The sequence below is a fragment of the Enterobacter sp. AC1 genome (assembly GCF_050434705.1).
GTDB lineage: Bacteria > Pseudomonadota > Gammaproteobacteria > Enterobacterales > Enterobacteriaceae > Enterobacter > Enterobacter cloacae_L.
In genome coordinates, this window is record NZ_JBNDIZ010000001.1 from 896,257 (window position 1) to 922,257 (window position 26,001).

Annotated in this window: 28 protein-coding genes; 15 read left to right on the forward strand and 13 right to left on the reverse strand. The window is 55.2% G+C overall.

Annotation, left to right across the window (positions count from 1 at the left end; translation table 11 throughout):
• Nucleotides 1-70: 70 nt before the first annotated feature.
• The 5 genes from pdxY to anmK all read right to left on the reverse strand — a co-directional run bounded on the left by pdxY (nucleotide 71) and on the right by anmK (nucleotide 4,654).
• Complete coding sequence (pdxY, locus tag M2433_RS04250; RefSeq protein ID WP_429053005.1) at nucleotides 71-931, reverse strand: pyridoxal kinase PdxY; 861 nt, start codon at nucleotides 929-931, stop codon at nucleotides 71-73.
• A gap of 67 nt (nucleotides 932-998) precedes the next feature.
• The gene (tyrS, locus tag M2433_RS04255) at nucleotides 999-2,273 is read right to left on the reverse strand and encodes a tyrosine--tRNA ligase (RefSeq protein WP_059312572.1); all 1,275 of its coding nucleotides are present in this window, start codon (nucleotides 2,271-2,273) and stop codon (nucleotides 999-1,001) included.
• A gap of 125 nt (nucleotides 2,274-2,398) precedes the next feature.
• Entirely contained in the window at nucleotides 2,399-3,055 is a 657-nt protein-coding gene (gene pdxH, locus M2433_RS04260; RefSeq protein ID WP_429053007.1) for a pyridoxamine 5'-phosphate oxidase, read from the reverse strand.
• A gap of 57 nt (nucleotides 3,056-3,112) precedes the next feature.
• Entirely contained in the window at nucleotides 3,113-3,436 is a 324-nt protein-coding gene (gene mliC / locus M2433_RS04265) for a C-type lysozyme inhibitor (protein WP_047348787.1), read from the reverse strand.
• 93 nt (nucleotides 3,437-3,529) lie between these two features.
• On the reverse strand, nucleotides 3,530-4,654 hold the full coding sequence (gene anmK, locus M2433_RS04270; protein WP_429053008.1) for an anhydro-N-acetylmuramic acid kinase: 1,125 nt from the start codon (nucleotides 4,652-4,654) through the stop codon (nucleotides 3,530-3,532).
• 255 nt (nucleotides 4,655-4,909) lie between these two features.
• Here anmK and slyB point away from each other — a divergent pair, with 255 nt between their 5' ends.
• Both slyB and M2433_RS04280 read left to right on the forward strand, forming a co-directional pair.
• On the forward strand, nucleotides 4,910-5,377 hold the full coding sequence (slyB, locus tag M2433_RS04275; RefSeq protein WP_047348789.1) for an outer membrane lipoprotein SlyB: 468 nt from the start codon (nucleotides 4,910-4,912) through the stop codon (nucleotides 5,375-5,377).
• Nucleotides 5,378-5,572: 195 nt separating this feature from the next.
• The gene (locus M2433_RS04280; RefSeq protein WP_429053010.1) at nucleotides 5,573-6,934 is read left to right on the forward strand and encodes an MASE4 domain-containing protein; all 1,362 of its coding nucleotides are present in this window, start codon (nucleotides 5,573-5,575) and stop codon (nucleotides 6,932-6,934) included.
• Between the two features lie 36 nt (nucleotides 6,935-6,970).
• Here the strand turns inward: M2433_RS04280 and slyA are convergent, their stop codons facing one another.
• A complete protein-coding gene (gene slyA, locus M2433_RS04285; protein ID WP_024909359.1) occupies nucleotides 6,971-7,411 on the reverse strand; it encodes a transcriptional regulator SlyA in 441 nt (146 codons plus the stop codon).
• A 186-nt stretch (nucleotides 7,412-7,597) separates the two neighbouring features.
• Between slyA and M2433_RS04290 the strand changes: the two genes are divergently transcribed.
• The 3 genes from M2433_RS04290 to M2433_RS04300 are packed head-to-tail and all read left to right on the forward strand — an operon-like array spanning nucleotide 7,598 to nucleotide 10,730.
• The gene (locus M2433_RS04290) at nucleotides 7,598-7,834 is read left to right on the forward strand and encodes a DUF1656 domain-containing protein (protein ID WP_429053011.1); all 237 of its coding nucleotides are present in this window, start codon (nucleotides 7,598-7,600) and stop codon (nucleotides 7,832-7,834) included.
• 2 nt (nucleotides 7,835-7,836) lie between these two features.
• On the forward strand, nucleotides 7,837-8,700 hold the full coding sequence (locus M2433_RS04295) for an efflux RND transporter periplasmic adaptor subunit (RefSeq protein WP_429053012.1): 864 nt from the start codon (nucleotides 7,837-7,839) through the stop codon (nucleotides 8,698-8,700).
• Nucleotides 8,697-10,730, forward strand: a complete 2,034-nt coding sequence (locus tag M2433_RS04300; protein ID WP_429053013.1) for an FUSC family protein — start codon at nucleotides 8,697-8,699, stop codon at nucleotides 10,728-10,730. The genes M2433_RS04295 and M2433_RS04300 overlap by 4 nt, the downstream gene beginning before the upstream one ends.
• On the opposite strand, the gene sodC is transcribed toward M2433_RS04300, so the two are convergent.
• The 3 genes from sodC to M2433_RS04315 form a co-directional block, all read right to left on the reverse strand.
• On the reverse strand, nucleotides 10,709-11,227 hold the full coding sequence (sodC, locus tag M2433_RS04305; RefSeq protein ID WP_429053015.1) for a superoxide dismutase [Cu-Zn] SodC: 519 nt from the start codon (nucleotides 11,225-11,227) through the stop codon (nucleotides 10,709-10,711). The two genes, M2433_RS04300 and sodC, sit on opposite strands and share 22 nt — an antisense overlap.
• 80 nt (nucleotides 11,228-11,307) lie before the next feature.
• On the reverse strand, nucleotides 11,308-12,204 hold the full coding sequence (locus M2433_RS04310; protein WP_059312579.1) for an aldo/keto reductase: 897 nt from the start codon (nucleotides 12,202-12,204) through the stop codon (nucleotides 11,308-11,310).
• A gap of 48 nt (nucleotides 12,205-12,252) precedes the next feature.
• On the reverse strand, nucleotides 12,253-12,492 hold the full coding sequence (locus tag M2433_RS04315) for a DUF1289 domain-containing protein (protein WP_008500587.1): 240 nt from the start codon (nucleotides 12,490-12,492) through the stop codon (nucleotides 12,253-12,255).
• A 149-nt stretch (nucleotides 12,493-12,641) separates the two neighbouring features.
• Between M2433_RS04315 and eptA the strand changes: the two genes are divergently transcribed.
• The 5 genes from eptA to rnt all read left to right on the forward strand — a co-directional run bounded on the left by eptA (nucleotide 12,642) and on the right by rnt (nucleotide 17,314).
• Nucleotides 12,642-14,267, forward strand: coding sequence for a phosphoethanolamine transferase EptA (gene eptA / locus M2433_RS04320; RefSeq protein WP_429053016.1), 1,626 nt, complete (start codon nucleotides 12,642-12,644; stop codon nucleotides 14,265-14,267).
• 41 nt (nucleotides 14,268-14,308) lie between these two features.
• Nucleotides 14,309-14,908, forward strand: coding sequence for a TetR/AcrR family transcriptional regulator (locus tag M2433_RS04325; RefSeq protein WP_047348797.1), 600 nt, complete (start codon nucleotides 14,309-14,311; stop codon nucleotides 14,906-14,908).
• 52 nt (nucleotides 14,909-14,960) lie between these two features.
• Nucleotides 14,961-16,058: an alkene reductase gene (locus tag M2433_RS04330; protein ID WP_429053018.1), complete on the forward strand. Its 1,098-nt coding sequence runs from the start codon at nucleotides 14,961-14,963 to the stop codon at nucleotides 16,056-16,058.
• Between the two features lie 101 nt (nucleotides 16,059-16,159).
• Complete coding sequence (gene gloA / locus M2433_RS04335) at nucleotides 16,160-16,567, forward strand: lactoylglutathione lyase (protein WP_013096923.1); 408 nt, start codon at nucleotides 16,160-16,162, stop codon at nucleotides 16,565-16,567.
• Nucleotides 16,568-16,663: 96 nt separating this feature from the next.
• Nucleotides 16,664-17,314 carry a ribonuclease T gene (gene rnt, locus M2433_RS04340; RefSeq protein WP_025758334.1) on the forward strand — a complete coding sequence of 217 codons (651 nt, stop codon included), beginning with the start codon at nucleotides 16,664-16,666 and terminating at the stop codon, nucleotides 17,312-17,314.
• Between the two features lie 44 nt (nucleotides 17,315-17,358).
• Here the strand turns inward: rnt and grxD are convergent, their stop codons facing one another.
• The gene (gene grxD, locus M2433_RS04345; RefSeq protein WP_003832760.1) at nucleotides 17,359-17,706 is read right to left on the reverse strand and encodes a monothiol glutaredoxin 4; all 348 of its coding nucleotides are present in this window, start codon (nucleotides 17,704-17,706) and stop codon (nucleotides 17,359-17,361) included.
• A 338-nt stretch (nucleotides 17,707-18,044) separates the two neighbouring features.
• Between grxD and M2433_RS04350 the strand changes: the two genes are divergently transcribed.
• On the forward strand, nucleotides 18,045-18,809 hold the full coding sequence (locus M2433_RS04350) for a C40 family peptidase (protein ID WP_429053019.1): 765 nt from the start codon (nucleotides 18,045-18,047) through the stop codon (nucleotides 18,807-18,809).
• Between the two features lie 122 nt (nucleotides 18,810-18,931).
• A complete protein-coding gene (sodB, locus tag M2433_RS04355; RefSeq protein WP_429053020.1) occupies nucleotides 18,932-19,513 on the forward strand; it encodes a superoxide dismutase [Fe] in 582 nt (193 codons plus the stop codon).
• A gap of 38 nt (nucleotides 19,514-19,551) precedes the next feature.
• Here sodB and M2433_RS04360 read toward each other — a convergent pair whose 3' ends face one another.
• Both M2433_RS04360 and M2433_RS04365 read right to left on the reverse strand, forming a co-directional pair.
• A complete protein-coding gene (locus M2433_RS04360) occupies nucleotides 19,552-20,718 on the reverse strand; it encodes an MFS transporter (protein ID WP_429053021.1) in 1,167 nt (388 codons plus the stop codon).
• Between the two features lie 163 nt (nucleotides 20,719-20,881).
• Nucleotides 20,882-20,971 carry a YnhF family membrane protein gene (locus M2433_RS04365; RefSeq protein ID WP_020688313.1) on the reverse strand — a complete coding sequence of 30 codons (90 nt, stop codon included), beginning with the start codon at nucleotides 20,969-20,971 and terminating at the stop codon, nucleotides 20,882-20,884.
• 297 nt (nucleotides 20,972-21,268) lie between these two features.
• Here M2433_RS04365 and purR point away from each other — a divergent pair, with 297 nt between their 5' ends.
• A complete protein-coding gene (gene purR, locus M2433_RS04370) occupies nucleotides 21,269-22,294 on the forward strand; it encodes an HTH-type transcriptional repressor PurR (protein ID WP_047348803.1) in 1,026 nt (341 codons plus the stop codon).
• A gap of 17 nt (nucleotides 22,295-22,311) precedes the next feature.
• Here purR and punR read toward each other — a convergent pair whose 3' ends face one another.
• Nucleotides 22,312-23,223, reverse strand: a complete 912-nt coding sequence (gene punR, locus M2433_RS04375; RefSeq protein WP_193804521.1) for a DNA-binding transcriptional activator PunR — start codon at nucleotides 23,221-23,223, stop codon at nucleotides 22,312-22,314.
• A gap of 115 nt (nucleotides 23,224-23,338) precedes the next feature.
• Here punR and punC point away from each other — a divergent pair, with 115 nt between their 5' ends.
• On the forward strand, nucleotides 23,339-24,538 hold the full coding sequence (gene punC, locus M2433_RS04380) for a purine nucleoside transporter PunC (RefSeq protein ID WP_429053022.1): 1,200 nt from the start codon (nucleotides 23,339-23,341) through the stop codon (nucleotides 24,536-24,538).
• A 298-nt stretch (nucleotides 24,539-24,836) separates the two neighbouring features.
• The gene (gene cfa, locus M2433_RS04385) at nucleotides 24,837-25,985 is read left to right on the forward strand and encodes a cyclopropane fatty acyl phospholipid synthase (RefSeq protein WP_047348806.1); all 1,149 of its coding nucleotides are present in this window, start codon (nucleotides 24,837-24,839) and stop codon (nucleotides 25,983-25,985) included.
• Nucleotides 25,986-26,001: the final 16 nt, after the last annotated feature.

Sequence of the window (26,001 nt, forward strand, 5' to 3'; positions counted from 1 at the left end):
GCCGGGTGGCGCTGACGCTTACCCGGCCTACAACTTCCGTCGGCCCGTGCAAGCGCAGCGCGGGCGGTGTCTACAGCTGCGTTGCGCTGAAATAGTGCTCCGGCTTCGCGATACGATCCTGTGCCGCAACCACCTGCAGTTCATATTCCTGCATCGCTTTCGTCGCAATCATGATTTCATACACTGCCGCTGTGACATGCTCCAGCGCGTCGCGCAGCGTCGCCCCCTGCAGCAGTTTAACCAGCAGCAGACCGCTGGTGACATCACCAACCCCTACCGGCTGCCGCACGCCAAAATCCACCAGCGGACGGCTGATATGCCAGGCGTCGTCTTTCGTCACCAGCAGCATCTCAAAACGGTCCTGACTCATCCCTGCGCGCGCGAGGTGTTTTACCAGCACAACCTCTGGCCCCTGAGCTATCAGCTCACGAGACGCGATTACCGCGTCTTCCACGCTGTTAACCGCACGCTCGCAGAGGATTTCCAGTTCGACCAGATTTGGCGCAATGATATCGCTGGCAGGCAGCGCATGGCGGACGTGGAATTCGGCAACGCCAGGCGCAACGATACAACCTTTTTCCGGATGCCCCATGACCGGGTCGCAGAAGTATTTTGCCGACGGATTTGCTGCTTTCACCTGGCGGACGATGCCGAGGATATGCTCCCCCTGCTCCGCCGAGCCCAGATAACCGCTCAGTATGGCGTCACAGCGTTTGAGCTGGTCGATATCGGCAATCCCCTGCACAACCTCGGTGAGGTGCGAAGGCGGCATCACGCAGCCGGTCCATTTGCCGTACTGCGTGTGGTTGGAAAACTGCACGGTATTGAGGGGCCAGACGTTGACGCCGAGGCGGCGCATCGGGAATTCCGCTGCGCTATTGCCAGCATGTCCAAAAACCACGTGGGACTGAATGGCGAGGATGTTCTTCATTTTTTGCTTACCAAACCCTGAAAAAACAAAAAGGGGCGTGGTTTCCCACGCCCCTCAAGACTGTTAATTATTTCCAGCAGACAAGGCAGTAGTTTTTCTTACCGCGACGCAGCAGGGTGTAGCGGCCATACAGACGGTCGCCGTCAACGAAAGTGTATTCCGGGTCAGCCTGTTTTTCACCGTTGATGGTGATCGCGTTAGAGGCGATGGTTTTACGCGCCTGACCGCGGGAAGGCTGCAGCTCAGAGTCCACCAGCGCCTGCATCAGGTCCGCCCCTTTTTCCATCTCAACCATTGGCACGCCGTCCTGCGCCAGCTGTTCGAAGTCCGCTTCGCTCAGATCGCTCAGGGTACCGTTGAACAGGCTTGCCGTAATGCGTTTTGCCGCGGCCAGACCGTCTTCACCGTGGACCAGTTTGGTCACTTCATCCGCCAGCACGTACTGAGCACGTGGCGCTTTACCGCTGTTCTTGTCTTCTTCTTCCAGCGCATTGATTTCTTCAATGTCCATAAAGGTGAAAAACTTCAGGAAGCGGTAAACGTCGGCGTCCGCCGTGTTGATCCAGAACTGGTAGAATTTGTACGGGCTGGTTTTCTTCGGATCGAGCCATACCGCGCCGCCTTCAGTTTTACCGAATTTGGTGCCGTCTGCTTTGGTGATCAGCGGAACGGTCAGACCAAAGACCTGGTTCTGATGCAGGCGACGAGTCAGATCGATACCGGAGGTAATGTTACCCCACTGGTCAGAACCGCCAATCTGCAGGGAAACGCCGTGCAGTTTGTTCAGGCAGGCAAAGTCATACCCCTGCAGCAGGTTGTAAGAGAACTCGGTAAAGGAGATACCCTGGTCGTCACGGTTCAGACGCTGCTTCACGGCTTCTTTGTTAATCATCTGGTTAACGGAGAAGTGCTTGCCGATGTCACGCAGGAAGGTCAGCACGTTCATGCTGCCAAACCAGTCGTAGTTGTTCGCGGCAATCGCGGCGTTATCACCACAGTCGAAGTCGAGGAACGGTGCAACCTGTTTGCGGATCTTATCTACCCACTCCTGCACGGTATCTTCGGTATTCAGCTTACGCTCGGCGGCTTTAAAGCTTGGGTCGCCAATCAGACCGGTCGCGCCGCCCACCAGGGCAACAGGCTTATGGCCTGCCATCTGGAAGCGTTTCAGGCATAACAATGGAACAAGATGCCCCAAATGCAAGCTGTCAGCGGTGGGATCGAAGCCGCAATAGAGCGCGATCGGGCCTTGCGCCAGTCGCTCTGCTAACGCTTCCTCGTCCGTCACCTGGGCCACGAGGCCCCGCTCTTGCAATTGTTTAATCAAGTTACTGCTTGCCATCAAATTCTCCATGTATAAACGACTGCACCTTTGCCGGTACACGACTTTTCGCCTGATGCGAAAGGACCATAGAATAAAGCGCAAGCGCGGTGTGCGCTAGCGCTTAAATCAACAAATTTCGGGGATTACGGTGCCAGTCTGTCTATTTTCCAGCCGTCGTTCTCGCGCTGGTATAAAAAGCGGTCGTGCAGACGATGTTCGCCCCCCTGCCAGAACTCCATCTGCTCAATCGGGATACGGAAACCGCCCCAGAAACTCGGCAGGGGAATTTCACCCTGCTGGAACTTCTGCTTTAACTCGAGGAATTTGCTTTCCAGCACGCCGCGGGCAGAAATGCGGCTGGACTGTTTTGATACCCAGGCGCCAATCTGGCTGTCACGCGGACGACTGTGGAAGTACTTCACCACTTCCAGCGTCGAGAGACGCTCCGCTTTGCCTGTCACCATCACCTGACGTTCCAGCATGTGCCAGGGGAACAGGAGACTGATACGCGGATTGTTTTCTAAGTGATGCGCTTTGCGGCTGCCCAGGTTGGTATAGAACACCAGTCCTTTCTCGTCATAATGCTTGAGCAACACGATGCGCTGATACGGTTGGCCGTTTTCATCGACCGTCGCGACAACCATCGCCGTTGGGTCGGCAAGTTTCGCTTCGCAGGCCTGTTTCAGCCAACGTTCAAAAAGCACGAGGGGTTCAGCGGGAAGGTCCTGGCGACGCAGGCCGCCTTTGGTGTATTCACGGCGCAGGTGCGCAATTTGCTGCAGTTCGTCGTTATCTGACATGGCGTTAGCTGACATTGAGATTGGGTGGCGCTATTGTGCGCCGCCCCTGTGAAAATCTCAACGCTTCGGGTTTTCGAGCTGGCAATTATTCAGCACAATGCGATCGCGTTTGTAGACCGTGGCGCTGTCGCCTTTTGACCAGAACACATAGATACCGTCGGTATAGCGCGCGCCGGAGGCCGACATGCCCTGCTTCAGCGTCAACAGCTTATTGTCGTAAACAAAGCTGGCTTCCTGGCGCGGATTATTCAGCTTCACGGTCAGCGGTTTTTCGTCGCAGCGATACTCCAGCGTATCGGTCTGCATGCGCTCAACGAGTTGGTTATAGACGCTGCATCCTGACAGCAATAAAGGGGCGGCAATAAGAAGAAGTTTTTTCATGGGCGTATTCCGAAGACTTTCCTGGTCCTGGAGGGCATGCCTGCCCTCCTGTTTCATTCCATTCTAACGACGACGCGCCGCGCTGAATTTCAGTTAACTCTGATTATGACGCGGATTGGCCGGGAAAATCGCCCCGAGCACGCTCGCCTCGCGCGCGCCGGTTACCGAGGGCAAGTTGCCGGGCAATCCGGCAATGGTGCGCCAGGCAAGCCAGGCGAAGGCCAGCGCTTCCATGTCATCCCCACTGATGCCGGCTTCATCGGTCGTCGTCACTTCGGTACCCGGCAGTAGCCCTGCCAGACGCGCCATTACCAGCGGGTTGCGGCTTCCGCCACCGCACACCAGCAGGCGTTCACATCCGCCGCTGAGAAGCACCTGTTCGGAGATCGACACGGCCGTAAGTTCAGCAAGCGTCGTCTGAACATCCTGCGGCGCGAGTGCCGGGAATGGCGCCAGCTGGCGCTCAAGCCAGCTTAAATTGAAGTATTCACGTCCCGTGCTTTTCGGCGCCGGTAAGGCAAAATAAGGATCGCTCAGCATGGACTGCAACAGCGGGATAATCACTTTCCCCTCGCTCGCCCACTCCGCGTTTTTATCATACGGCTGGCCGCACTGACGCCAGATCCAGGCATCCATGAGCATATTGCCTGGGCCGGTATCGTACCCGCGGACCGGCTGCCCCGGGATAAGCATCGACAGATTAGCAATCCCGCCAATGTTGAGCACCATCCGCCGCTCTGTTGGGTGTGCCAGCAACGCCTGATGGAACGCCGGAACCAGCGGCGCACCCTGACCGCCAAGCGCAATATCGCGACGGCGAAAATCACCGACCACCGTGACGCCCGTTTTCGCCACAATCTGGTTGTTATCGCCGATTTGCAGCGTATGCGGGGCATCGCCGACGGGCTCATGCCAGACCGTTTGTCCGTGACATCCGATGGCCACCACATCCTGCGGGCGAAGATGTTCTTTTTGCATCAAAGCCTGCACCGCATCCGCAAACAGCGCCCCCAGGCGGACATCGAGTTGTCCAAGCTGGGAGAGAGTCAGCTGCTGCCCCTGACAGATACTCAGAATATCCTCTTTCAGTGAAATGGGTATTGGCCAGGTCAGGCTTGCCTGCTGAGCCACCATGTTTTCGTCAATGGCGGCCAGAACGACATCTACTCCATCCAGACTGGTGCCTGACATCACACCAATGTAGCGACCCGATTTCATGCGCTTTCCTTACGTTGCGTGGGCTAAGGATATCCACTCAACCATAAACGGCGCAGCTTTGCCATCCGGCGATAATATTTTTTAACAATGTCAGACGGGCATCGCGGGCGGATCCTGTTTATGTCTCGTTAAGTCAAATTCAAGTACAATTTTCCTATTGTTAGTGCAAAGATATGAACTATGGCCCCTTATGCCATATAATTTAGCCATAACGGATGCCTCCGATGGGGCGTTTTTGGTGAACAGGAGATTCAAATGATTTTACGTGTACTGGGCGTTTCGCTGATTGGTTTAACTCTGGCTGGCTGTGTGAACGACAGTTCACTCTCTGGCGACGTTTACAGCGCTTCTGAAGCGAAACAGGTTCAGAACGTGACTTACGGTACCGTTGTTAACGCACGCCCTGTACAGATTCAAGGTGGCGATGAAAACAACGTGATGGGCGCAATCGGCGGTGCTGTTCTGGGTGGTTTCCTGGGTAACACCGTTGGCGGCGGTACTGGTCGCTCTCTGGCGACGGCTGCAGGCGCCGTTGCAGGTGGTGTAGCGGGCCAGGGCGTTCAAGGTGCGATGAACAAAACGCAGGGCGTAGAGCTGGAAATTCGTAAAGACGACGGCAGCACCATCATGGTTGTACAGAAACAAGGCAATACTCGCTTCTCTGCAGGCCAGCGTGTTGTTCTGGCAAGCAACGGCAGCCAGGTGACCGTTTCCCCACGTTAAAAAAAGTGGATGTGGTCATTCGACCACATCCATTTACAATATATATCACTCTCACAAATATACTTACAAAATACATTCATCACATCTATTATTAATCACTGCGTATATTGTTTCCGCGCAAAGTATTTATTCCGCTAATTGATTAGACTCTTCGCAATTACCTCTCTTCTTTCATTATAACTTTGTTAAAACTTTATGCTTGCGAAAAGTCGTTCTTTAAAGAGTCGTTATGTCTCGTTCTGTTTAGGTTGCATTATTGTCATCGGGATATTACAAACTCTATTTTTAAAACTCGTTGAATGGGTTCCGTCCTTTTCACCGCTTTTATTCCCGACGCTCACCATTTTCTTGCTGGTGTTCCACCTGTTTATTGCCTGTTTTATGGCGATGAAATACTGGTGTGACAGAAGACGCTTGTATCTGATTGCGATCGCTTTCGCCTTTGCCGGTTCGGCATTGCTGATGGTTGGAACGCTTTCAAGCTTCCCTGCCTGGCTTGACCTCTATCAATTCAACGTCGTGAACTACAACGATGCGATGATTTACTATATGTTCCGCCACCTCTTAATGGCGGTGCTGATACTGATTGCGGCAATACTCTATACCACGCGCGATTATCCCGTTTCCCGGCTGGCGCATATCTCAATAGTGGGCGGCGCGTTTCTCTTTACCGCCTGCGCAGTGGTGTTGGCATGGCTCTATTCCAGCCATTCACCATTGTTATCTATTGACCTGGTTGATAATGAAACCCGTCACTTTATGGTTCTCTGGAGCCAGTTCATTAATATTTCATTAATTGTCCTGTGGGTGGTGACATTAGCAACGCTGATGTTTGTTACGCGCGTGCGCAATTTATTCTGGGTGGGCGGTAATTTCCTCTGCGTCTGCTATATCGTCACGCTATCCATGCTGTTAGCGGGTGGCCATGCCGAAGATATATCCTGGTATCGCGCCCGGTTATTTGAAACGGTCGCCACGCTGCTGATTATTTTTGTTCTGCTTTACGATGTCTTCAGGCTGTATCGCGACTCGCACGTAAAATATCAACAGTCCTATCAGAACTCGATTCGCGACCCGCTCACGCGCCTTTATAACCGCAGCTATTTTTATGAATCGTTAAACCAGGCGCTGGATATCGCCAAAGCCAACCGCCCTGTCTCCGTCATCGTCAGCGATCTCGATCGCTTCAAGCGTATCAATGACACCTACGGGCATCTTCAGGGTGACAAGGTCCTGCAGTTTGTCGCCAACCTGCTGATGGATTCCGTGCGCCCGCAGGACATCGCAGCGCGCATAGGGGGGGAAGAGTTTGTTCTGATGCTGGCTAACACCTCACCAGAGGCGGCATTCCTGGTGGCGGAACGCATACGGTTAAATCTGAGCAGCTTTGATAGCACCAGCAGCGGGGGTCAGTTACCGGAGCCGATCACCATCAGCATGGGGGTATTTACGGCAACGTCATCGGCGATAACCGCCGAAACGTGCGTGGAGAATGCCGACAAAGCGATGTATGAAGCGAAAGAGACAGGTCGTAATCGTGTGGTCGTCTTTAAGTAAAAAAAAGGCCTTGCTGCTGCAAGGCCTTGTTGTTCGTCAGTCGCGCGACTGCAGCTCATGGATGTTTTGCTCAAGGCGTCCAATGAGGCTGATGAGCATTTCCAGCTCCGCCGGTGAAACGCCTGACAGGATTTCACCGCGCGTTTTGGTAATCACGGCTTCCATTTCAGTGATGATAGGGGCCGCTTTCTCGGTAAGCTTAATCCGCTTCGCGCGACGATCGCTGGCGCAGGTTTGCCGGGAGATCAACCCCTTCTCTTCCAGCTGGTCAAGCGTGCGCACCAGCGACGGTTGCTCAATCCCTATCGCTTTTGCCAGCTGAATTTGCGACTGATCGGGCGGCAGCTGGTGAATGTTGTGCAGCGTGACCCAATGCGTCTGTGTTAATTCCAGAGGTTTCAGGCGATGGTCAATCAGAGCACGCCAGACGCGTACCAACCTTGCCAGATCAGAACCTAATGGCGATTCCAATTTCATCTCCTTATAATTAGCTTGCTAAGTTATTATACTGATTTTAGAATAGTGTGCAGCATTTGTATTGCCAAAACAAATGCAATACTGCATTCATCGAACTTAAAAGTATGACTTACACTGAATTGTGATGCTTCACTCTACTAAGACAAGCCAACGCGGCATTCTGTTCACTGCAAAGGATTTCTGCCCGTGACGTTTTTTCATCGCTCAGAGGGTTTACCCCTTCAGGACCTGATCTTCGGTGCGTCAGTCTACTTTCCTCCCCTGTTTAAAGCCGTTCTGGTGGGCTTTATTCTCTGGCTCATCGCACATCGTCTGCTTCGCGACTGGATGTACTCCGGCGAAATCTGGCATCCCATGTTGATGGATCTTTCCCTGTTCGCCCTCTCCGTATGTGTGGGCCTTGCTGTCTTGATGGTGTGGTGACTATGCCCCTTAAAACGCTGAAGTACTTTTCCACCCTGTTTGTCCTTGCCCTCGCGCTGGTTGCGGGCTGGTGGATGTGGAATTTCTATATGCAGTCGCCCTGGACACGCGACGGCAAAATTCGCGCTGAACAGGTCAGCATCACCCCCCAGGTGTCGGGAAGTATCACGACGCTGCTCGTTAAGGATAACCAGTACGTTAAAAAGGGTGAGGTTTTATTCCGGATCGACGATACCCCATACCATATCGCCATTCTGAATGCGCAGGCGCAGCTGGCGAAAGCCCAGTCTGACTTAGCGAAAGCCAACAACGAGGCCAACCGCCGCCGGCATTTATCGCAAAATTACATTTCAGCGGAAGATTTAGACACCGCGAATATCAACGTGAAGGCTATGCAGGCGAGCGTCAACGTCGCCGAAGCCACGCTAAAACAGGCCCAGTGGGAGCTGACGCAAACCGTCATCACCGCACCGGTTGATGGCTGGGTGACCAACCTTTCCGCTCGCGTCGGGAACTATGCCACCACAGGACAACCCGTGTTTGCCCTCGTCGACAGCCACTCCTTCTACGTCGTGGGCTATTTTGAAGAGACCAAGCTTCGTCATATCCGCGCGGGGTCACCTGCCACGATAACGCTTTACAGCGGCCCGCAGAAGTTACAGGGTCACGTTTCCAGCATTGGTCGGGCCATTTACGACCAAAGCGTTGAAACGGATTCAGGGCTGGTGCCGGACATTAAGCCGAACGTCCCCTGGGTGCGCCTGGCCCAGCGCGTTCCGGTTCGCGTGGAGTTTGACCGTTTACCGCAGGACATCACTCTGGTTTCCGGCACCACCTGCACCGTCTCCATCGGAACCGGCGAGTGAAGCTGCCGGTTTTCTCCTGGCAAAATACGCCGTGGATGAAAGCGACGCGCCCCCAGTGGCGCTACGCGCTGCGAAATGGCGTTGCCATGTGCCTTGCGCTGACCGTCGCCTATTATCTGAACCTGGATGAGCCCTACTGGGCGATGACGTCTGCGGCGGTAGTGAGTTTTCCCACGGTCGGCGGCGTGATCAGTAAAAGCCTTGGCCGTATAGCAGGCAGCCTGCTGGGCGCCACCGCGGCGTTGATTATCGCCGGCCATACGCTGAACGACCCGTGGCTATTCCTGCTGAGCATGGCGGCGTGGCTGGGATGCTGTACCTGGGCCTGCGCCCATTTTACCAATAACGTCGCCTACGCTTTTCAGCTGGCAGGGTATACCGCCGCCATTATTGCCTTTCCGGTGGTTAACGTGCTCGACACCACCGAGCTGTGGGATATCGCTCAGGCGCGCGTCTGTGAAGTCATTGTCGGGATCCTCAGCGGCGGCTTCATGATGATGATCCTGCCCAGCACCTCCGACGGCACTGCGCTCATCACCGCGCTGAAAACGATGCATGCCCGATTGCTGGAGCATGCGAGCCTGCTGTGGCAACCCGATACCAGCGATGACATTCGCCTCGCGCATGAAAAGGTTATCGGGCAGATCCTGACGATGAATCTGTTGCGTATTCAGGCTTTCTGGAGCCACTACCGCTTTCGCCGTCAGAACACCCTGCTTAATTATTTACTGCACCAGCAGCTGCGCATGACCAGCGCAATCTCCAGCCTGCGCCGGATGCTGCTCAACTGGCCTGCGCCCCCTGAAAACACCCGGGCCGTAATTGAAACGCTGCTCGCGGCGCTTGCTCGCCCGAATGCAGACATCTACACGGTCGCGCGGATTATCGCCCCGCTCGCCCCGGTTGATGAGTACGACTACCGCCATCGCGCCTTCTGGCAGCGTCTGAACTACTTTTGCCGGCTGTACCTGCGCAGCAGTCGCTGGATTAATGCGGTCGAGAATGCTACCCCTGTGACAGAATTTAACGTCCCCGGCAGCCCGGCGCTTGCACGGCATACCGACTACCTGGAAGCGCTGTGGAGCGGATTTCGCACCTTCTGCGCGCTGATGCTGGTGGGTGCGTGGAGCATCACCACACAGTGGGAATCCGGTACGGCTGCCCTGACGCTCGCCGCCATCAGCTGCGTGCTTTACTCCGTCGCGGCCTCGCCGTTCAACTCCCTGACGCTCCTGCTGCGCACGCTGGTGCTGCTGTCACTGTTCAGCTTCGTGGTGAAATTTGGCCTGATGGTGCAGATAAGCGATCTGTGGCAGTTCCTGCTGTTCCTGTTCCCCCTGTTAACCACTATGCAGCTTCTGAAGCTGCAAATGCCTAAACTGGCGGGCCTCTGGGGACAGCTGATTGTCTTTATGGGCTCGTTTATCTCCGTGACGAATCCGCCGGTTTACGATTACGCCGATTTTCTCAATGACAACCTGGCAAAGATCCTGGGCGTAGGGCTGGCGTGGCTCGCTTTCGCGGTGCTGCGTCCCGGCTCCGATGCGCGCAAGAGCCGCAGGCATATCCGGGAGTTACGGCGGGGATTTGTCGACCAGCTCAGCCGTAAACCGCATCTGCGTGAAAGCGAATATGAATCGCTGGTTTATCACCACGTCAGCCAGCTGAATAACAGCCAGGACGCGCTTTCACGGCGCTGGCTGTTGCGCTGGGGGGTCGTGCTGTTGAACTGTTCGCACGTGGTCTGGCAGCTTCGCGCGTGGGAAACGCGTTCCGATCCGCTGTCGCAGGTTCGTGATGTGTGTATCTCCCTGCTGCGCGATGTAATGAGCGAACGTGGCGTCCAGCAGCGACCGCTGGAAACCACGCTGAATGAACTGCAGCGGATCTGCGATACCCTGGCACGGCATCATCTGCCCGCAGCCCGCGATTTGGCGTCGATAATCTGGCGCCTGCACTGCTCGCTGTCGCAGCTGGAACAGGCGCCGCCACCCGGAACGATTGGGGATCAGATCACGCCGCAGGCATAACGTGCCCCGCCGCCGCCAAGCGGCTTAGGCTGATCGGACATATTGTCGCCGCCGACGTGGACCATCAGTGCTTTACCTTTTACCTCATCGAGCTTTTTCAGACGCGGCGCAACAACGGGCTCTGTGGCTTTACCGTCGTTATTGACCACCAGCACGGGCAAATCGCCAAGATGCCCCAGCCCCTCCGGGCCCTCATGCTTGCCGGAGTGCTGTGGATCAAGGTGACCTCCTGCCGCTTCCGCCGCAGACGGTTTGCCCTCTTTTAATGCGGGCTGACAGCTGCCTTTGGCATGAACGTGGAAACCATGTTCGCCGGGCGGGAGTGCTTTGAGGTTGGGGGCGAACTCCAGTCCTTTATCGGTTTCAGTGATCTTCACCGTTCCGATGGACTGGCCCACGCCCTGAGAGGTGACGAGATTCATTTCCACTTCGTCGCTGGCTGCCTGCGCCCCTGCGCAAACAACCAGCGTGACCAGTGCCAGAGCAAAACGCTTCATATGACCTCCGCTGGTTATTTTTTGCCCCTTAAGTGTATACCAGGGGCAAAGATTTCACCGGAAAGCCACCGTCTGGCGGTTTATGGCACGTCGTAACCCAGCGCGGCCTTGCGGATGCGGAACCACTGCTGACGGGTCATCTGCAGCTCTTCTGCGGCCAGCGCAGAACGCACGCGTTCAATTTTTCCGGAACCGATAATGGGCAGCGGTTTTGACGGCAGACGCAGGATCCACGCGTAAACTACCTGTTCGATGCTCTCTGCGTTCAGTTCGCGGGCGATAGTTTCAAGCTCGTTGCGCAGCGGCTGGAATTCATCATCATTGAACAGGCGCCCGCCCCCCAGACACGACCAGGCCATCGGGCGAATGCGCAACTGCTGCAGCTGATCGAGCGTACCATCCAGCAGCAGCGGCTGGTGTACCGGGGAGATCTCAACCTGGTTCGTGGCCAGGGTAAACGGCAGACGTGACTGAAGCAGTGCAAACTGCGCCGGGGTAAAGTTTGACACGCCGAAGTGACGCACTTTTCCACTCTGATGCAGATTCAGGAAGGCTTCCGCCACCTCATCGGCATCCATAAGCGGGTCCGGGCGGTGAATTAACAGCAGGTCGATACGATCGGTCGCCAGATTGACCAGCGACTGCTCAGCGCTCTTGATGATATGCGCGCTGTCGGTGATGTAATGGCCGAGGGCATGTTCAGGTTTAGCCGTGGTGGCAATCCCGCACTTCGTGACGATCTCCATGCGGTCGCGGAGTGCCGGAACCAGCTTGAGGGCCTCGCCGAAGGCGGCTTCACACAGGTAGCCACCGTAAATATCCGCATGATCGACGGTGGTGACGCCTAAATCGATGTGCTCTTCAATAAAGCTCGCCAGCTGGAGGGGAGACATATTCCAGTCCATCAGGCGCCAGTAGCCCATCACAAAACGGGAGAATTCTGGCCCCTGGGGGGCAAGGGTAATTCGCTGAACCATAACATTTTCCTCAAGGACGTAATGTCATGAGTATACGCAATTACCGTGTTAAAAAAGTGAAGGCTGCTGCGGTTCTTCGGTCTCACCGGCTTTGTTTGCGCGTATTTTGCGCAGAAGTCGCTGCCGGCAAAGGCGAAGCACCTCTTGTTTTTGCGTGTCGCTAAAGTTTTGCCAGTTAAAACGTTCATCACGGGTACGCATGCACCCGCGGCAATATCCGCGTTCATCAACCTGACAAATACCCCGGCACGGGCTCTGGATGGGGAAAAACTCCAGCTGCTCTGCCACACTCACCTCCAGATAACCACTCTCACCTACAGTGAAGACGTTAAACGCGCCACGTGCAAGGGCTTTACCACAGATTTGTGGCATTAAGGTTTCACTAATCTTCCCTCTCTATACTCGCCCCATCAATACCATGACAGGTTTCCCGTTCGATGTGGTTTATCAAAAAGTTACAATGTAACGACATTAAATTTACTCTGGGCTGTGCACTCTTTTTTACGTTGATTAATGGGCTGTTTATTCAGCGCAGCTGGGCCATTATCGCCCCTGTACATCTGCACGACATTCTCTTTGCCGCGTCCGTACCGCTGGTGCTCTTCTGCGGCTGGGTGATTGTCTTTAGCCTGCTCAACATCCCATACATCCGCAAGCCGCTGCTGATTGCCTTAACCATCGGTTGCGCCGCGGCGACCTATTTTATGTACACCTACGGCGCGGTGATCGATCAGAACATGATTGTGAACGTGTTCGAAACTAACTCACAGGAAGCGACCGCCCTGGTTACTCCGCAGATGATTCTGTGGATTGCCCTTGCCGGCCTCGTTCCCTCGGTGGTGCTGGCGTTGACCCGCATCCGCACGGGAAAATGGTGGTATGCCCTGCTGACGCGCGTTGCCGCGATGCTTGGTGCCCTGCTGGTGATTATCCTGATTGCGGCGCTGTTTTATAAAGATTACGCGTCGCTGTTTCGCAATAACAAAAGCATCGTCAAGATGGTGACCCCGGCGAACTATGTCAGCGCCGTGGTGAAGTACAGCAAAATGCGCTGGTTTGCAGGCGATCAAACGCTGGTGCGGATTGGCGAAGATGCCCATAAAGGGCCATTAATTTCCGGTCAGCAAAAGAAAACCGTTCTGGTGCTTGTCGTCGGCGAAGCGTCTCGCGCGGCGAACTACTCCCTGAACGGTTACGGGCGTGAAACCAACCCTGAGCTGAAAAAGCAGGATGTGATTAACTTCCCTCAGGCCTCCTCGTGCGGGACCGAAACCGCCGTTTCCGTCCCCTGCATGTTCTCCGGCATGACGCGCAGCAAATACGATGCCGACCTGGCTCACCATCAGGAAGGACTGCTCGACGTGCTCAACCACGCGGGCGTCAACCTGCTGTGGCGCGACAACGACGGCGGCTGTAAAGGTGCCTGCGAGCGCATACCCCATACCGATATGACGCAGTGGAAGCTGGACCAGTTCTGCAAAGACAAATCCTGTATCGACGATGTCAATTTCTACCGACTGGACAACGTGCTGGATGGCCTGAAGCAGGACACGGTACTGGTTATCCACCTGATGGGGAGCCACGGCCCGGCATACTATCGCCGTTACCCGGATAATTTCCGCAAGTTCACCCCAACCTGCGATACCAACGAAATTCAGGATTGCGATCATCAGGCGCTGATTAACACCTATGACAACACCATCCTGTATACCGACAGCATGGTCAGTAAAACCATCGATACGCTTAAAGCGCGCCAGGCGAGCATGAACACCGCCCTGATTTACCTCTCGGATCATGGGGAATCACTGGGTGAAAGCGGTATCTATCTGCACGGTACGCCATACATGCTGGCACCGGAGCAGCAAACGCACATTCCGTTTATGTTCTGGCTATCCCCGGACTATGCGAAAAACTTTGGCATCAACGAACAGTGCTTACGTGACCACGCTGCAAAAAATGCGGTTTCCCAGGACAATTTATTCTCGACCGTACTGGGCATGATGGACGTTAAATCAAAGGTTTACCAGCAGCAGCTGGATATTCTGAGCGCATGTCGCCAGTAAACTCGCTTGCATTAGACCGAACGGTCTATTAGAGTGCGGCCATGAGCAGAAATACTGAACATGATACCCGCGAACATTTACTGGCTACCGGCGAGCGGCTTTGCATGCATCGCGGGTTTACCGGTATGGGGTTGAGCGAACTGTTAAAAACCGCCGAAGTACCGAAGGGGTCGTTTTATCACTACTTCCGGTCCAAGGAGGCTTTTGGCGTGGCGATGCTGGAGCGTCATTATGCTGGCTACCACCAGCGTCTGGCGACCCACTTCGCCTCGGGTGAAGGTAACTATCGCGATCGTGTTCTGAACTACTATCAGGAAACGCTGAACCAGTTCTGTCAGCAGGGCATTATCAGCGGATGCCTGACGGTCAAACTGTCTGCCGAAGTGTGCGATCTTTCTGAAGATATGCGCACGGCGATGGATAAAGGTGCCAGCGGCGTTATCGCCCTGCTGGCGCAGGCGCTGGAGAAAGGCCGCAATGAAAAAACGCTGGCCTTTTCCGGCGAGCCGTTAACCCAGGCGCAGGTGTTATATGCGCTCTGGTTAGGTGCTAACCTGCAGGCAAAAATTTCGCGCAGTGCCGTGCCGCTGGAAAGCGCGCTGGCACATGTGAAAAACAGCATTACTGCGCCTGGCGTGTAGCTGGCGTTTTTTTTAACTCATTACTAGTCGACTGGTCTACTCAGGAGTCTTTATGTCAGCTGAAAAACTCTTTACCCCCTTGAAAGTGGGTGCCGTCACGGCGCCAAACCGCGTGTTCATGGCTCCGCTTACCCGTCTGCGCAGCATTGAGCCGGGCGACATCCCAACCCCACTGATGGGTGAATACTACCGTCAGCGCGCCAGCTCTGGCCTGATCATCACCGAAGCCACGCAGATTTCTGCTCAGGCTAAGGGCTACGCGGGTGCACCGGGTCTTCACAGCCCGGAACAGATTGCCGCATGGCAGAAAATCACCGCGGGCGTTCACGCTGAAGAGGGTCGCATTGCGGTGCAGCTGTGGCATACCGGTCGTATCTCTCACAGCAGCATTCAACCCGGCGGACAGGCTCCAGTCTCCGCTTCGGCCCTGAGCGCCAATACCCGCACTTCCCTGCGTGATGAAAATGGTAATGCGATCCGCGTGGATACCTCTATGCCACGCGCCCTTGAGCTGGAAGAAATCCCGGGCATCGTTAACGACTTCCGCCAGGCCGTGGCCAACGCGCGCGAAGCCGGCTTTGACCTGATTGAGCTGCACTCCGCGCATGGCTATCTGCTGCACCAGTTCCTGTCACCGTCCTCTAACCACCGCACCGACCAGTACGGCGGCAGCGTCGAAAACCGTGCCCGCCTGGTGCTGGAAGTGGTTGACGCCGTTTGCCAGGAGTGGAGCCCGGACCGTATCGGCATCCGAGTATCCCCAATCGGTTCTTTCCAGAACGTTGACAATGGCCCGAATGAAGAAGCCGACGCGCTCTATCTGATTGAAGAGCTGGCGAAACGCGGTATTGCGTATCTGCACATGTCCGAGCCGGACTGGGCCGGCGGTAAGCCTTACACTGAAGCTTTCCGTCAGAAAGTGCGCGAACGCTTCCACGGCGTGATCATCGGTGCGGGGGCCTATACCCCTGAGAAAGCCGAAGATCTGATCAATAAAGGGCTGATTGATGCCGTCGCGTTTGGCCGCGACTACATTGCCAACCCGGATCTGGTTGCCCGTCTGCAGCAAAAAGCAGCACTGAACCCGCAGCGTCCGGAAAGCTTCTACGGCGGCGGAGCGGAAGGTTACACCGACTACCCTTCTCTGTAATCTCGCCATTGTTCATTGATAGCGGCGATACTTCGCCGCTATACTAAAACATCGTTTCTGTTCAAAAAAAACAGTCTGTTCCACAGGTTAATGAGGAAATTATGCGCCTACTTCACACCATGCTGCGCGTTGGCGATCTGCAACGTTCGATTGATTTCTACACTAACGTACTGGGTATGAAACTGCTGCGCACCAGCGAAAACCCGGAATACAAATACTCGCTGGCATTCGTGGGCTACGGCCCGGAAACGGATGAGGCGGTTATCGAACTGACCTACAACTGGGGCGTAGACAGCTACGAGCTGGGCACGGCATACGGCCATATCGCGCTGGAAGTGGACAACGCGGCTGAAGCGTGTGAACGCATTCGCAGCAACGGCGGTAACGTCACGCGCGAAGCAGGCCCGGTAAAAGGTGGCACCACCGTGATTGCGTTCGTGGAAGATCCGGACGGTTATAAAATCGAGCTGATTGAAGCCAAAGACGCCGGTCGCGGTCTGGGCAACTGATCTTTCAGGGCGCAACGTGCGCCCGTAGTTTTACTGCATCACCCGCCAAAATTTGCCATAATGCGCTCTGCTTTTTTCCCCATGTAAGAGACCCTGATGTCCGATAACGCTCAATTTAGCGGTCTGTGCGACCGTTTTCGTGGTTTTTATCCCGTTGTCATTGATGTAGAAACAGCCGGATTTAACGCTAAAACCGATGCGCTGCTCGAAATTGCCGCCATCACGCTGAAGATGGATGAACAGGGCTGGCTTACACCGGACACCACGCTACATTTCCACGTTGAACCTTTCGAAGGGGCAAACTTACAGCCGGAAGCACTGGCGTTTAACGGTATCGACCCGCACAACCCGCTGCGCGGTGCGGTCAGTGAATATGATGCGCTACACGCCATTTTTAAAATGGTGCGTAAAGGTATGAAAGAGAGCAACTGCAGCCGCGCCATCATGGTGGCCCACAACGCCACCTTCGATCACAGCTTTACCATGGCCGCCGCGGAGCGCGCGTCGCTCAAGCGAAACCCCTTCCATCCTTTTGTAACCTTCGACACCGCCGCACTGAGCGGCCTGGCGCTGGGACAGACGGTGTTATCAAAAGCCTGTATTACGGCTGGGATTGAGTTTGACGGCACGCAGGCCCACTCCGCTCTGTATGACACGGAGCGCACAGCAGAACTGTTCTGTGAGATCGTCAACCGCTGGAAGCGACTGGGCGGCTGGCCGCTGCCGATGGGCGACAGCGAAGAATAAAAAAAAGCGACCTCTTAAGGTCGCTTTTTTATTTCAGCAGAAAATTACTCTGCGTCCGGCTCTTCAGTTTTGTACTTAGCCGCCGTCTCTTTGATCAGCTGCTGCAGTTCGCCGCGCTGATACATTTCAATCAGGATATCGCAACCGCCAACCAGTTCACCGTCTACCCACAGCTGTGGGAAAGTCGGCCAGTTCGCGTACTTAGGCAGCTCAGCGCGGATGTCCGGGTTCTGCAGGATATCAACGTAAGCAAAACGCTCACCACAGGCGGACAGCGCCTGAACCGCTTGCGCGGAGAAGCCGCAGCTTGGCAGCTTCGGAGAACCTTTCATATACAGCAGAATCGGGTTTTCAGCGATCTGGCGCTGGATTTTTTCAATAGTGGTGCTCATGTCTTGCTTCCTTTAACTTCTGTTACGGCATTCGTCTGACATTGTAGCGGTTCAGACTGGCATCGGAAAATAACATTTTTGTCACGTTTATACATTCTACCCCGAGTCACGAAAAGTTGCATTGCAAATGGTGTTTAACCCTGCAGCAGCCAGGGTTTTGCTTAGGGAGTGGACAAATGTGCGACAGAACGATGAATTTTTTTGCACTTGCTAACGAAACACGATTGTAGATTGAAAAATGCTATTAACTTTCTGGGTTTTTATGGATTAGAATCGACGGGCTTTGTAAATCACACGCGGGTATTATTGATGACCTGCATTTATCAGGGGACTGCCCAGTGGCGCGGATAAATAAAATCTCGATCACGCTCTGTGCTTTACTGTTTACATCACTCATTTTCACGCCAGTGGCAAACGCCTCTCAGCAGGCGCGGCATTCTGCCGTACAAAAAAACCATCTGGTGAAAACCACAGAACGTAAGAAAAAAAACACCGCTAAGAACGACAAGAAAAAAACAGCTAAACAGACCGCTTCCAGCAAGACGAAAACAAAATCTTCCCGCACTGCCCACACCGCCAAAAGCAAAGCTTCGCAAACCGCCGCTAACCTCGTTACTGAAAAATGCATCACGCGTAAAGGCCACAAGGCGAAATGCACAAAGGTCACGAAAATAGCGGAAGTGCATAAAGTGCGCGTACAGAAAGCGCAGAAAACCGCGATGAACAAGCTGATGGGGCAGATTGGAAAACCTTATCACTGGGGTGGCAGTTCGCCACGTACCGGTTTTGACTGCAGCGGCCTCGTCTATTACGCCTATAAAGATCTGGTCAAGTTCCGCATTCCTCGCACCGCCAATGAGATGTACCACCTGCGCGATGCTTCCCCGGTTGACCGTGGAGAGCTGGAAAACGGCGATCTGGTGTTCTTCCGCACTCAGGGCCGCGGCACGGCTGACCATGTTGGCGTTTATGTCGGCAACGGAAAATTCATCCAGTCACCGCGTAGCGGCCAGGATATTCAGATCACCTCTCTCAGTGAAGACTACTGGGTACGTCACTACGTCGGCGCGCGTCGCGTGATGACGCCGAAAACCATTCGCTAATCCCTGCCCTGCCACGCCCGTGGCAGGGTAAGTTCCTCTTTTGCATACCCTTTCAATTTGCTATCCTGTCCCTGTTGTCTGTGTGGTTATTGACAACGCAAAATACAATAAGGAGAGAAGCAATGTCGTTCGAATTACCTGCACTACCGTATGCAAAAGACGCCCTGGCACCGCACATTTCTGCGGAAACCCTGGAATATCATTACGGCAAGCATCACCAGACGTACGTCACCAACCTGAACAACCTGATCAAGGGCACCGATTTCGAAGGCAAAACGCTGGAAGAGATCGTCCGCAGCTCAGAAGGAGGCGTATTTAACAACGCCGCTCAGGTGTGGAACCACACCTTCTACTGGCACTGCCTGGCACCGAATGCCGGTGGTGAGCCTGCCGGTGAACTGGCTGCCGCCATCAACGCCGCATTTGGCAGCTTCGCGGATTTCAAAGCGAAGTTCACCGATGCCGCGATCAAGAACTTCGGCTCTGGCTGGACGTGGCTGGTCGAAGAGGCTGATGGCAAACTGGCTATCGTTTCTACGTCTAACGCGGGCACCCCGCTGACCACCAGCGCTAAGCCGCTGATGACCGTAGACGTTTGGGAGCACGCTTATTACATTGATTACCGTAACGCGCGCCCGAACTACCTGGAGCACTTCTGGGCGCTGGTTAACTGGGACTTTGTGGCGAAGAACTTCGCCGCGTAAGAGACACGCAGAAGGGTTCGCCCTTCTGCGTTTTTGGTTTATTCAGCAGCGCAGGCTGCTTCTGGCTGTTTACGACCCGACATCATCACCAGCAGCAGGCCGAGCGCGGCAATGATTGCCCCCATCACCGGCACAAAGCTGTACCCCAGTCCCCCTGAAATCACGGCCCCACCGGCCGCCGCACCGAGCGCATTGCCCAGGTTAAAGGCACCAATATTGACCGAAGATGAAAGACCCGGCGCTTCATGCGCGACGCGCATCACGCGCATTTGCAGCGGTGGAACCACGGCAAAGGTCGCGGCACCCCAGACGACCATCGCAATGGCGGCCCCATACTCATTACGCGCCAGCCACGGAATGGCGATCATGATGACAATCAGCAGGGTTAAGAAGCCCTTCAGCGTCCCGCTCACGGAACGGTCGGCAAATTTCCCACCCAGATAGTTGCCAATCGAGAAGCCCACGCCAATCAGCACCAGCATTGCGGTAACAAAGAGAGGCGTCGCGTGGGTGATGTCATGCAATACCGGCGAAATGTAGGTGTAAAGGGTGAACATCGCCCCTGCCCCCAGGACGGTGGTGAGCAGCGCGGAGAGCACCTGCGGGCGCATCAGCACCGACAGCTCTCTGCGCACGTCAGGACGTTCCCCCGCGCTGCCTTTCGGCAAGGAGAAGAACAGCGCCACCATCGCAATCACGCCAAGCCCGGCGGTCGCCAGGAAGGACATACGCCAGCCGATCGCTTCACCCAGCCAGGTTGCCGCAGGCACCCCGCCAATGTTGGCAATCGTCAGGCCCATAAACATGGTTGCCACGGCGCTCGCCTGCTTGTGTTTTGACACCACGCTTGCCGCCACGACCGACCCCAGCCCAAAGAAGGCACCGTGGTTAAGGCTGGTCAGAATGCGAGACAGCATCAGCGTGGTGTAGTCCGGCGCGATGGCGGAAAGCACGTTGCCCAGGGTGAAAATCGCCATCAGGAAAATCAGCGCATTGCGGCGCGCGCGGTGCGAAAGCAGAAGCGTCATCAGCGGCGCGCCAACCATCACGCCGATGGCGTAGGCGCTGATTAACATGCCTGCAGCAGGGATCGAGACGTCCACGCCCCGGGCAATAACAGGCAGTAACCCCATCGGGGAGAATTCAGTGGTGCCAATCCCAAAAGCGCCAATCGCCAGGGCCAGCAGGGGAAAATTGATTTTCATGCGTCAACTCCGGATGCCGTGTCATGTGATGACACAGAACAAAGAAGCCGAAAGCATGACATTAATCACAAAAAATGAGAAGTTAACAAAATGGCAAAAGATTTTTGCATGAGAAGTAACAATTGGGGCGATCGGGAGGGAGAACGCTCTCCCTCCGCGTAAATCAGTGCAGCGCAGCCGTCAGACCGGCAGCCACAATCAGAGCCAGCACAATAACGGTGGTGAACAGCGAAAACTTCAGATCGGAACTCATCAATTTTTCTCCTTTTAATCCCCCCACGAAAAGTGAGCCTGCTCATTTTTGCACAGTTTACGTCAAAAATCTTCCTGGATTTAAACTGATAAACACTTTACCTCTTCCCCTTTTCATCAAGATAGGACAAAATTCCACGCTAAATTTATTAGCGTACCGGCCATTGACCCCCTCCTGACGTCCCGTGTCGTTTTCCCGGCGTGCCGCAACTCAACATTGCGAAATAAGGGTGAGAGAAGGCAAACGTTTACCTTCAAGTATTTCAGGAGTTTAGGATATGGTCTGGAGTGACATTTAATGGCAACAATTAAAGACGTAGCAAAACGCGCAAACGTTTCCACTACAACCGTATCACATGTAATTAACAAAACCCGCTTCGTGGCGGAAGAGACGCGCAATGCCGTCTGGGCCGCGATCAAAGAGCTGCACTATTCGCCAAGTGCGGTCGCGCGAAGCCTCAAGGTTAATCACACCAAATCCATTGGATTGCTGGCCACCAGCAGTGAAGCGGCCTATTTTGCCGAGATCATTGAAGCGGTAGAGAAAAACTGCTTCCAGAAAGGCTATACCCTGATTCTGGGCAACGCGTGGAACAGCATTGAAAAACAGCGCGCCTACCTGTCGATGATGGCGCAAAAGCGCGTTGATGGCCTGCTGGTGATGTGTTCCGAGTATCCGGAGTCCGTACTGTCCATGCTCGAAGAGTATCGCCATATTCCGATGGTGGTGATGGACTGGGGCGAAGCGCGCGCGGACTTCACCGATTCCGTTATCGATAACGCCTTTGAAGGCGGCTATATGGCCGGTCGCTACCTGATCGAACGCGGTCACCGCGAGATTGGCGTGATCCCGGGTCCGCTGGAACGCAACACCGGCGCGGGCCGTCTGGCCGGTTTCATGAAAGCGATGGAAGAAGCGCTGATCAACGTGCCGGAAAACTGGATCGTGCAGGGCGACTTTGAGCCAGAATCGGGCTACCGTGCAATGCAGCAGATTGTTTCCCAGCAGCATCGTCCGACCGCAGTGTTCTGCGGAGGCGACATCATGGCCATGGGCGCGCTCTGCGCCGCCGATGAGCTGGGTCTGCGCGTACCGCAGGATATTTCCGTGATCGGGTATGACAACGTGCGTAACGCGCGCTACTTTACGCCAGCGTTGACCACCATTCACCAGCCGAAAGATTCGCTGGGCGAAACGGCCTTCAACATGCTGATGGACAGGATCGTCAACAAGCGTGAAGAGTCGCAGTCCATCGAAGTTCACCCGCGCCTTATCGAACGCCGTTCCGTTGCGGATGGTCCGTTCCGCGACTACCGTCGTTAATCGCTCTACGGGGCCAGCTACGCTGGCTCCCGTAACCACTCCCGGTTCAGCGTTTCGCTGTCTCCCAGATAATCCAAAAGCCAGGCCATGGCGGGCGAGACGTCATTTTGCTGCCAGGTGAGGCAGCAGGCCGCATCCGGGAAGGGATTCTCCAGCGTCAGTTCAACCCATTCTCCGGTATCGATCCTTGGGCGCGCAAAGTGCACGGGCACCATCGCGACGCACAGCCCGGCGCTGAGGCACGTCGCCGACGATTCCCAGTCAGGGGCCACCACCCGGCGCTGGTTATCCAGAAGCCAGGTGATACGCTTGGGCAATGAACGGGAGGTATCTTCCAGCACCAGCGACGGCCAGTTGCGTAGCGTATCGTCGCTCAACGGCCCTTCCATTGCCGCCAGCGGATGATCGCGAGCCACCACGCACTTCCAGCTCAGCATGCCCATATCGCGAAAGGCGTAACGCCCCCCGACCGGGATCGCCTGCGTTGCCCCAATCGCCATCTCTGCCCTGCCATCGGCCAGCGCATCCCAGACGCCGTTGAACACCTCCTGCGAGACCCGCAATTCGACGTCAGAAAAATGACGGTAGAAATCCACGATCATTTGCCGGGTGCGTTCCGGCTTAACGATGTTATCCACCGCGATGGAAAGATGTCCCCGCCAGCCGTTGGCAATCTGCTGACACTGCTCGCGGGTGATCTGCATTTTTTTGATAACAGAACGCCCTTCCTTCAAAAACCACGCGCCGGCGGGCGTTAATTCCACATCACGATGGCGCCGTTCAAACAGCGGAACCGCCAGCCACTCTTCGAGCTGACGCACGGTGTAGCTGATAGCCGAAGGGACGCGGTGCAACTCCTGCGCCGCACCGCTAAAGCTGCCGTTACGCGCGACAGCATCGACCACTTCAAGAGAATAATCTGACCACATTTTCTGCCTGCAAAATTTTTGAATGCACCCGCCAAATATTAGCGTTTCACAAGCGGCTTTGCACTCCCTACACTCAGCGCCAACGTACACCTGCCTCCTTAAGGAGAATAAAATAATGCAACCCAGGAAAGGTTTTTTAGTCTGGCTCGGCGGCTTAAGCGTGCTGGGCTTTTTGGCCACCGATATGTACCTGCCGGCCTTTGCCGCTATGCAGGAAGATCTGCAGACGCCTGCCGCAGCCATCAGTGCCAGCCTGAGTTTGTTCCTCGCCGGTTTTGCTTTCGCACAGCTGCTCTGGGGACCGCTCTCGGATCGCTTTGGTCGTAAACCGGTATTGCTGCTGGGTCTGGCCATTTTTGCCGTTGGCTGTCTGGGGATGCTATGGGTACGCGACGCCACCTGGCTGCTGGTACTGCGCTTTGTTCAGGCTGTGGGCGTCTGTGCCGCTGCCGTCACCTGGCAGGCGCTGGTCACCGACTACTACCCGGCTAACCGCACAAACCGTATTTTCGCCACCATTATGCCGCTCGTGGGCCTCTCGCCAGCCCTTGCCCCGCTGCTGGGCAGCTGGATCCTCGCGCACTTTGACTGGCAGGCCATTTTTGCCACGCTGTTTGCCATCACGCTGGTACTGATGCTGCCCGCGTTTGCTCTCCAGCCCGCGCATAAAAAAGAGGCGCATGCTGACGCGAAGCCAATTACCTTCACTTCCCTGCTCGGCACCAAAGCGTATCGCGGCAATGTCCTGATCTATGCCGCCTGCTCGGCGAGCTTCTTCGCGTGGCTCACCGGCTCGCCGTTTATTCTGCACGATATGGGATACAGCCCGGCGGCCATCGGGCTAAGCTACGTTCCGCAGACCATCGCGTTCCTGGTGGGCGGGTACGGCTGTCGCGCGGCGCTGCAAAAATGGGAAGGTCAGCAAATGCTGCCATGGCTGCTGGTGCTGTATGCCCTGAGCGTTATCGGGACCTGGGCCGTTGGTTTTATTCCGGGCGCCGGTCTGGCTGAAATTTTGATTCCATTCTGCGTGATGGCCGTCGCGAATGGGGCGATTTACCCTATCGTTGTGGCACAGGCGCTCCGTCCGTTCCCGCAGGCGACAGGCCGCGCCGCCGCGCTGCAGAACACTCTGCAGCTGGGGCTGTGCTTCCTGGCAAGCCTGGTGGTCTCCGCGCTGATTGCCACGCCGCTTCTGACCACCACCAGCGTGATGCTGGTGACCGTTGCGCTGGCGGTAATAGGCTATCGTATGCAGGCCTCCGCACAGCGTGAGCAGGATAACCGCGCTCAGGTTGAAACGTCACATGCATAATCGCGCCAGAAATCATGTTAATTTTCAGTGATTAGGTTGCTAAGAATTTTCTATTGAATCACCAAATTTTGAGGCCTATACTAAATTTGGTTCGATTAAATACGATAAATATTAAGCGTTAACGGGAGCCGGAGTGCTCCCGTTTTACCATGGAAGGCATTTTCGGCAAGGGTTATCTCCCTTCCTCTGTTCTACGTCGGATACTAGCCTCGCGGTATTTACCGTGAGATTTCTCACAAACCAAAAAAGCGTCTACGCTGTTTGAAGGTTCTGATCACAGTAGGGTGATGGAGAAGCTATGAGTTCATCGTGTATAGAAGAAGTCAGCGTTCCGGACGATAACTGGTCCCGGATCGTCAGTGAACTGTTGGGTCGTGCAGGCATCACTATCAACGGATCTTCGCCATCCGATCCCCAGATCAAACATCCCGACTTTTTTAAACGCGTGCTGCGTGAGGGATCGTTAGGACTGGGAGAAAGCTATATGGACGGCTGGTGGGAGTGCGAACGGCTGGATATCTTTTTCGCCAGCGTTTTGCGTGCCGGTCTGGAAAATCAACTCCCCCGCAACCTGAAAGACACCCTGCGTGTCGCCTCTGCCCGACTGTTTAATCTGCAAAGTAAAAAACGCGCGTGGATCGTCGGCAAAGAACACTACGATCTTGGCAACGACCTGTTCAACCGCATGCTTGACCCTTTCATGCAGTACTCCTGCGCCTACTGGAAAGACGCGTCGACGCTTGAAGAGGCTCAGCAGGCTAAGCTGCGTCTGATTAGCGAGAAACTGCAGCTACAGCCCGGAATGCGCGTGCTGGATATTGGCTGCGGCTGGGGCGGGCTGGCGTACTTTATGGCGAAGCACTATGGCGTCAGCGTGGTCGGCGTCACGATTTCAGCGGAACAGCAAAAAATGGCGCGGGAACGCTGCCAGGGCCTCGATGTGGATATCCGGCTGCAGGATTACCGTGACCTGAACGAACAGTTCGATCGTATCGTTTCCGTGGGTATGTTCGAGCACGTTGGGCCGAAAAACTACGACACCTACTTTGAGGTGGTGGATCGTAATTTAAAGCCGGACGGCATCTTCCTGCTGCACACCATCGGCTCTAAGCGGACCGACAATAACGTTGACCCGTGGATCAACAAATACATCTTTCCGAACGGCTGTTTACCGTCCGTTCGCCAGATTGCCAACGCCAGTGAATCCCATTTCGTTATGGAGGACTGGCATAACTTTGGCGCCGATTACGACACCACGCTGATGGCATGGCATGCGCGTTTTCAGGAGGCCTGGCCAGAAATTGCGGACAACTATTCTGAACGATTCAAACGGATGTTTAGCTATTATCTGAATGCCTGTGCGGGCGCGTTTCGCGCGCGGGATATTCAGCTCTGGCAGGTTGTGTTCAGCCGCGGGATTGAACACGGGCTGCGCGTCGCACGTTAAAAAAATAACCCCGGGA

Excerpts from the sequence above, each read along its gene's own strand:
- pdxY (WP_429053005.1), bottom strand. The coding sequence starts at position 931 with ATGAAGAACATCCTCGCCATTCAGTCCCACGTGGTTTTTGGACATGCT.
- tyrS (WP_059312572.1), bottom strand. The coding sequence starts at position 2,273 with ATGGCAAGCAGTAACTTGATTAAACAATTGCAAGAGCGGGGCCTCGTG.
- pdxH (WP_429053007.1), bottom strand. The coding sequence starts at position 3,055 with ATGTCAGATAACGACGAACTGCAGCAAATTGCGCACCTGCGCCGTGAA.
- mliC (WP_047348787.1), bottom strand. The coding sequence starts at position 3,436 with ATGAAAAAACTTCTTCTTATTGCCGCCCCTTTATTGCTGTCAGGATGC.
- anmK (WP_429053008.1), bottom strand. The coding sequence starts at position 4,654 with ATGAAATCGGGTCGCTACATTGGTGTGATGTCAGGCACCAGTCTGGAT.
- slyB (WP_047348789.1), top strand. The coding sequence starts at position 4,910 with ATGATTTTACGTGTACTGGGCGTTTCGCTGATTGGTTTAACTCTGGCT.
- M2433_RS04280 (WP_429053010.1), top strand. The coding sequence starts at position 5,573 with ATGCTTGCGAAAAGTCGTTCTTTAAAGAGTCGTTATGTCTCGTTCTGT.
- slyA (WP_024909359.1), bottom strand. The coding sequence starts at position 7,411 with ATGAAATTGGAATCGCCATTAGGTTCTGATCTGGCAAGGTTGGTACGC.
- M2433_RS04295 (WP_429053012.1), top strand. The coding sequence starts at position 7,837 with ATGCCCCTTAAAACGCTGAAGTACTTTTCCACCCTGTTTGTCCTTGCC.
- sodC (WP_429053015.1), bottom strand. The coding sequence starts at position 11,227 with ATGAAGCGTTTTGCTCTGGCACTGGTCACGCTGGTTGTTTGCGCAGGG.
- M2433_RS04310 (WP_059312579.1), bottom strand. The coding sequence starts at position 12,204 with ATGGTTCAGCGAATTACCCTTGCCCCCCAGGGGCCAGAATTCTCCCGT.
- eptA (WP_429053016.1), top strand. The coding sequence starts at position 12,642 with ATGTGGTTTATCAAAAAGTTACAATGTAACGACATTAAATTTACTCTG.
- M2433_RS04325 (WP_047348797.1), top strand. The coding sequence starts at position 14,309 with ATGAGCAGAAATACTGAACATGATACCCGCGAACATTTACTGGCTACC.
- M2433_RS04330 (WP_429053018.1), top strand. The coding sequence starts at position 14,961 with ATGTCAGCTGAAAAACTCTTTACCCCCTTGAAAGTGGGTGCCGTCACG.
- gloA (WP_013096923.1), top strand. The coding sequence starts at position 16,160 with ATGCGCCTACTTCACACCATGCTGCGCGTTGGCGATCTGCAACGTTCG.
- rnt (WP_025758334.1), top strand. The coding sequence starts at position 16,664 with ATGTCCGATAACGCTCAATTTAGCGGTCTGTGCGACCGTTTTCGTGGT.
- grxD (WP_003832760.1), bottom strand. The coding sequence starts at position 17,706 with ATGAGCACCACTATTGAAAAAATCCAGCGCCAGATCGCTGAAAACCCG.
- sodB (WP_429053020.1), top strand. The coding sequence starts at position 18,932 with ATGTCGTTCGAATTACCTGCACTACCGTATGCAAAAGACGCCCTGGCA.
- M2433_RS04360 (WP_429053021.1), bottom strand. The coding sequence starts at position 20,718 with ATGAAAATCAATTTTCCCCTGCTGGCCCTGGCGATTGGCGCTTTTGGG.
- M2433_RS04365 (WP_020688313.1), bottom strand. The coding sequence starts at position 20,971 with ATGAGTTCCGATCTGAAGTTTTCGCTGTTCACCACCGTTATTGTGCTG.
- purR (WP_047348803.1), top strand. The coding sequence starts at position 21,269 with ATGGCAACAATTAAAGACGTAGCAAAACGCGCAAACGTTTCCACTACA.
- punR (WP_193804521.1), bottom strand. The coding sequence starts at position 23,223 with ATGTGGTCAGATTATTCTCTTGAAGTGGTCGATGCTGTCGCGCGTAAC.
- punC (WP_429053022.1), top strand. The coding sequence starts at position 23,339 with ATGCAACCCAGGAAAGGTTTTTTAGTCTGGCTCGGCGGCTTAAGCGTG.
- cfa (WP_047348806.1), top strand. The coding sequence starts at position 24,837 with ATGAGTTCATCGTGTATAGAAGAAGTCAGCGTTCCGGACGATAACTGG.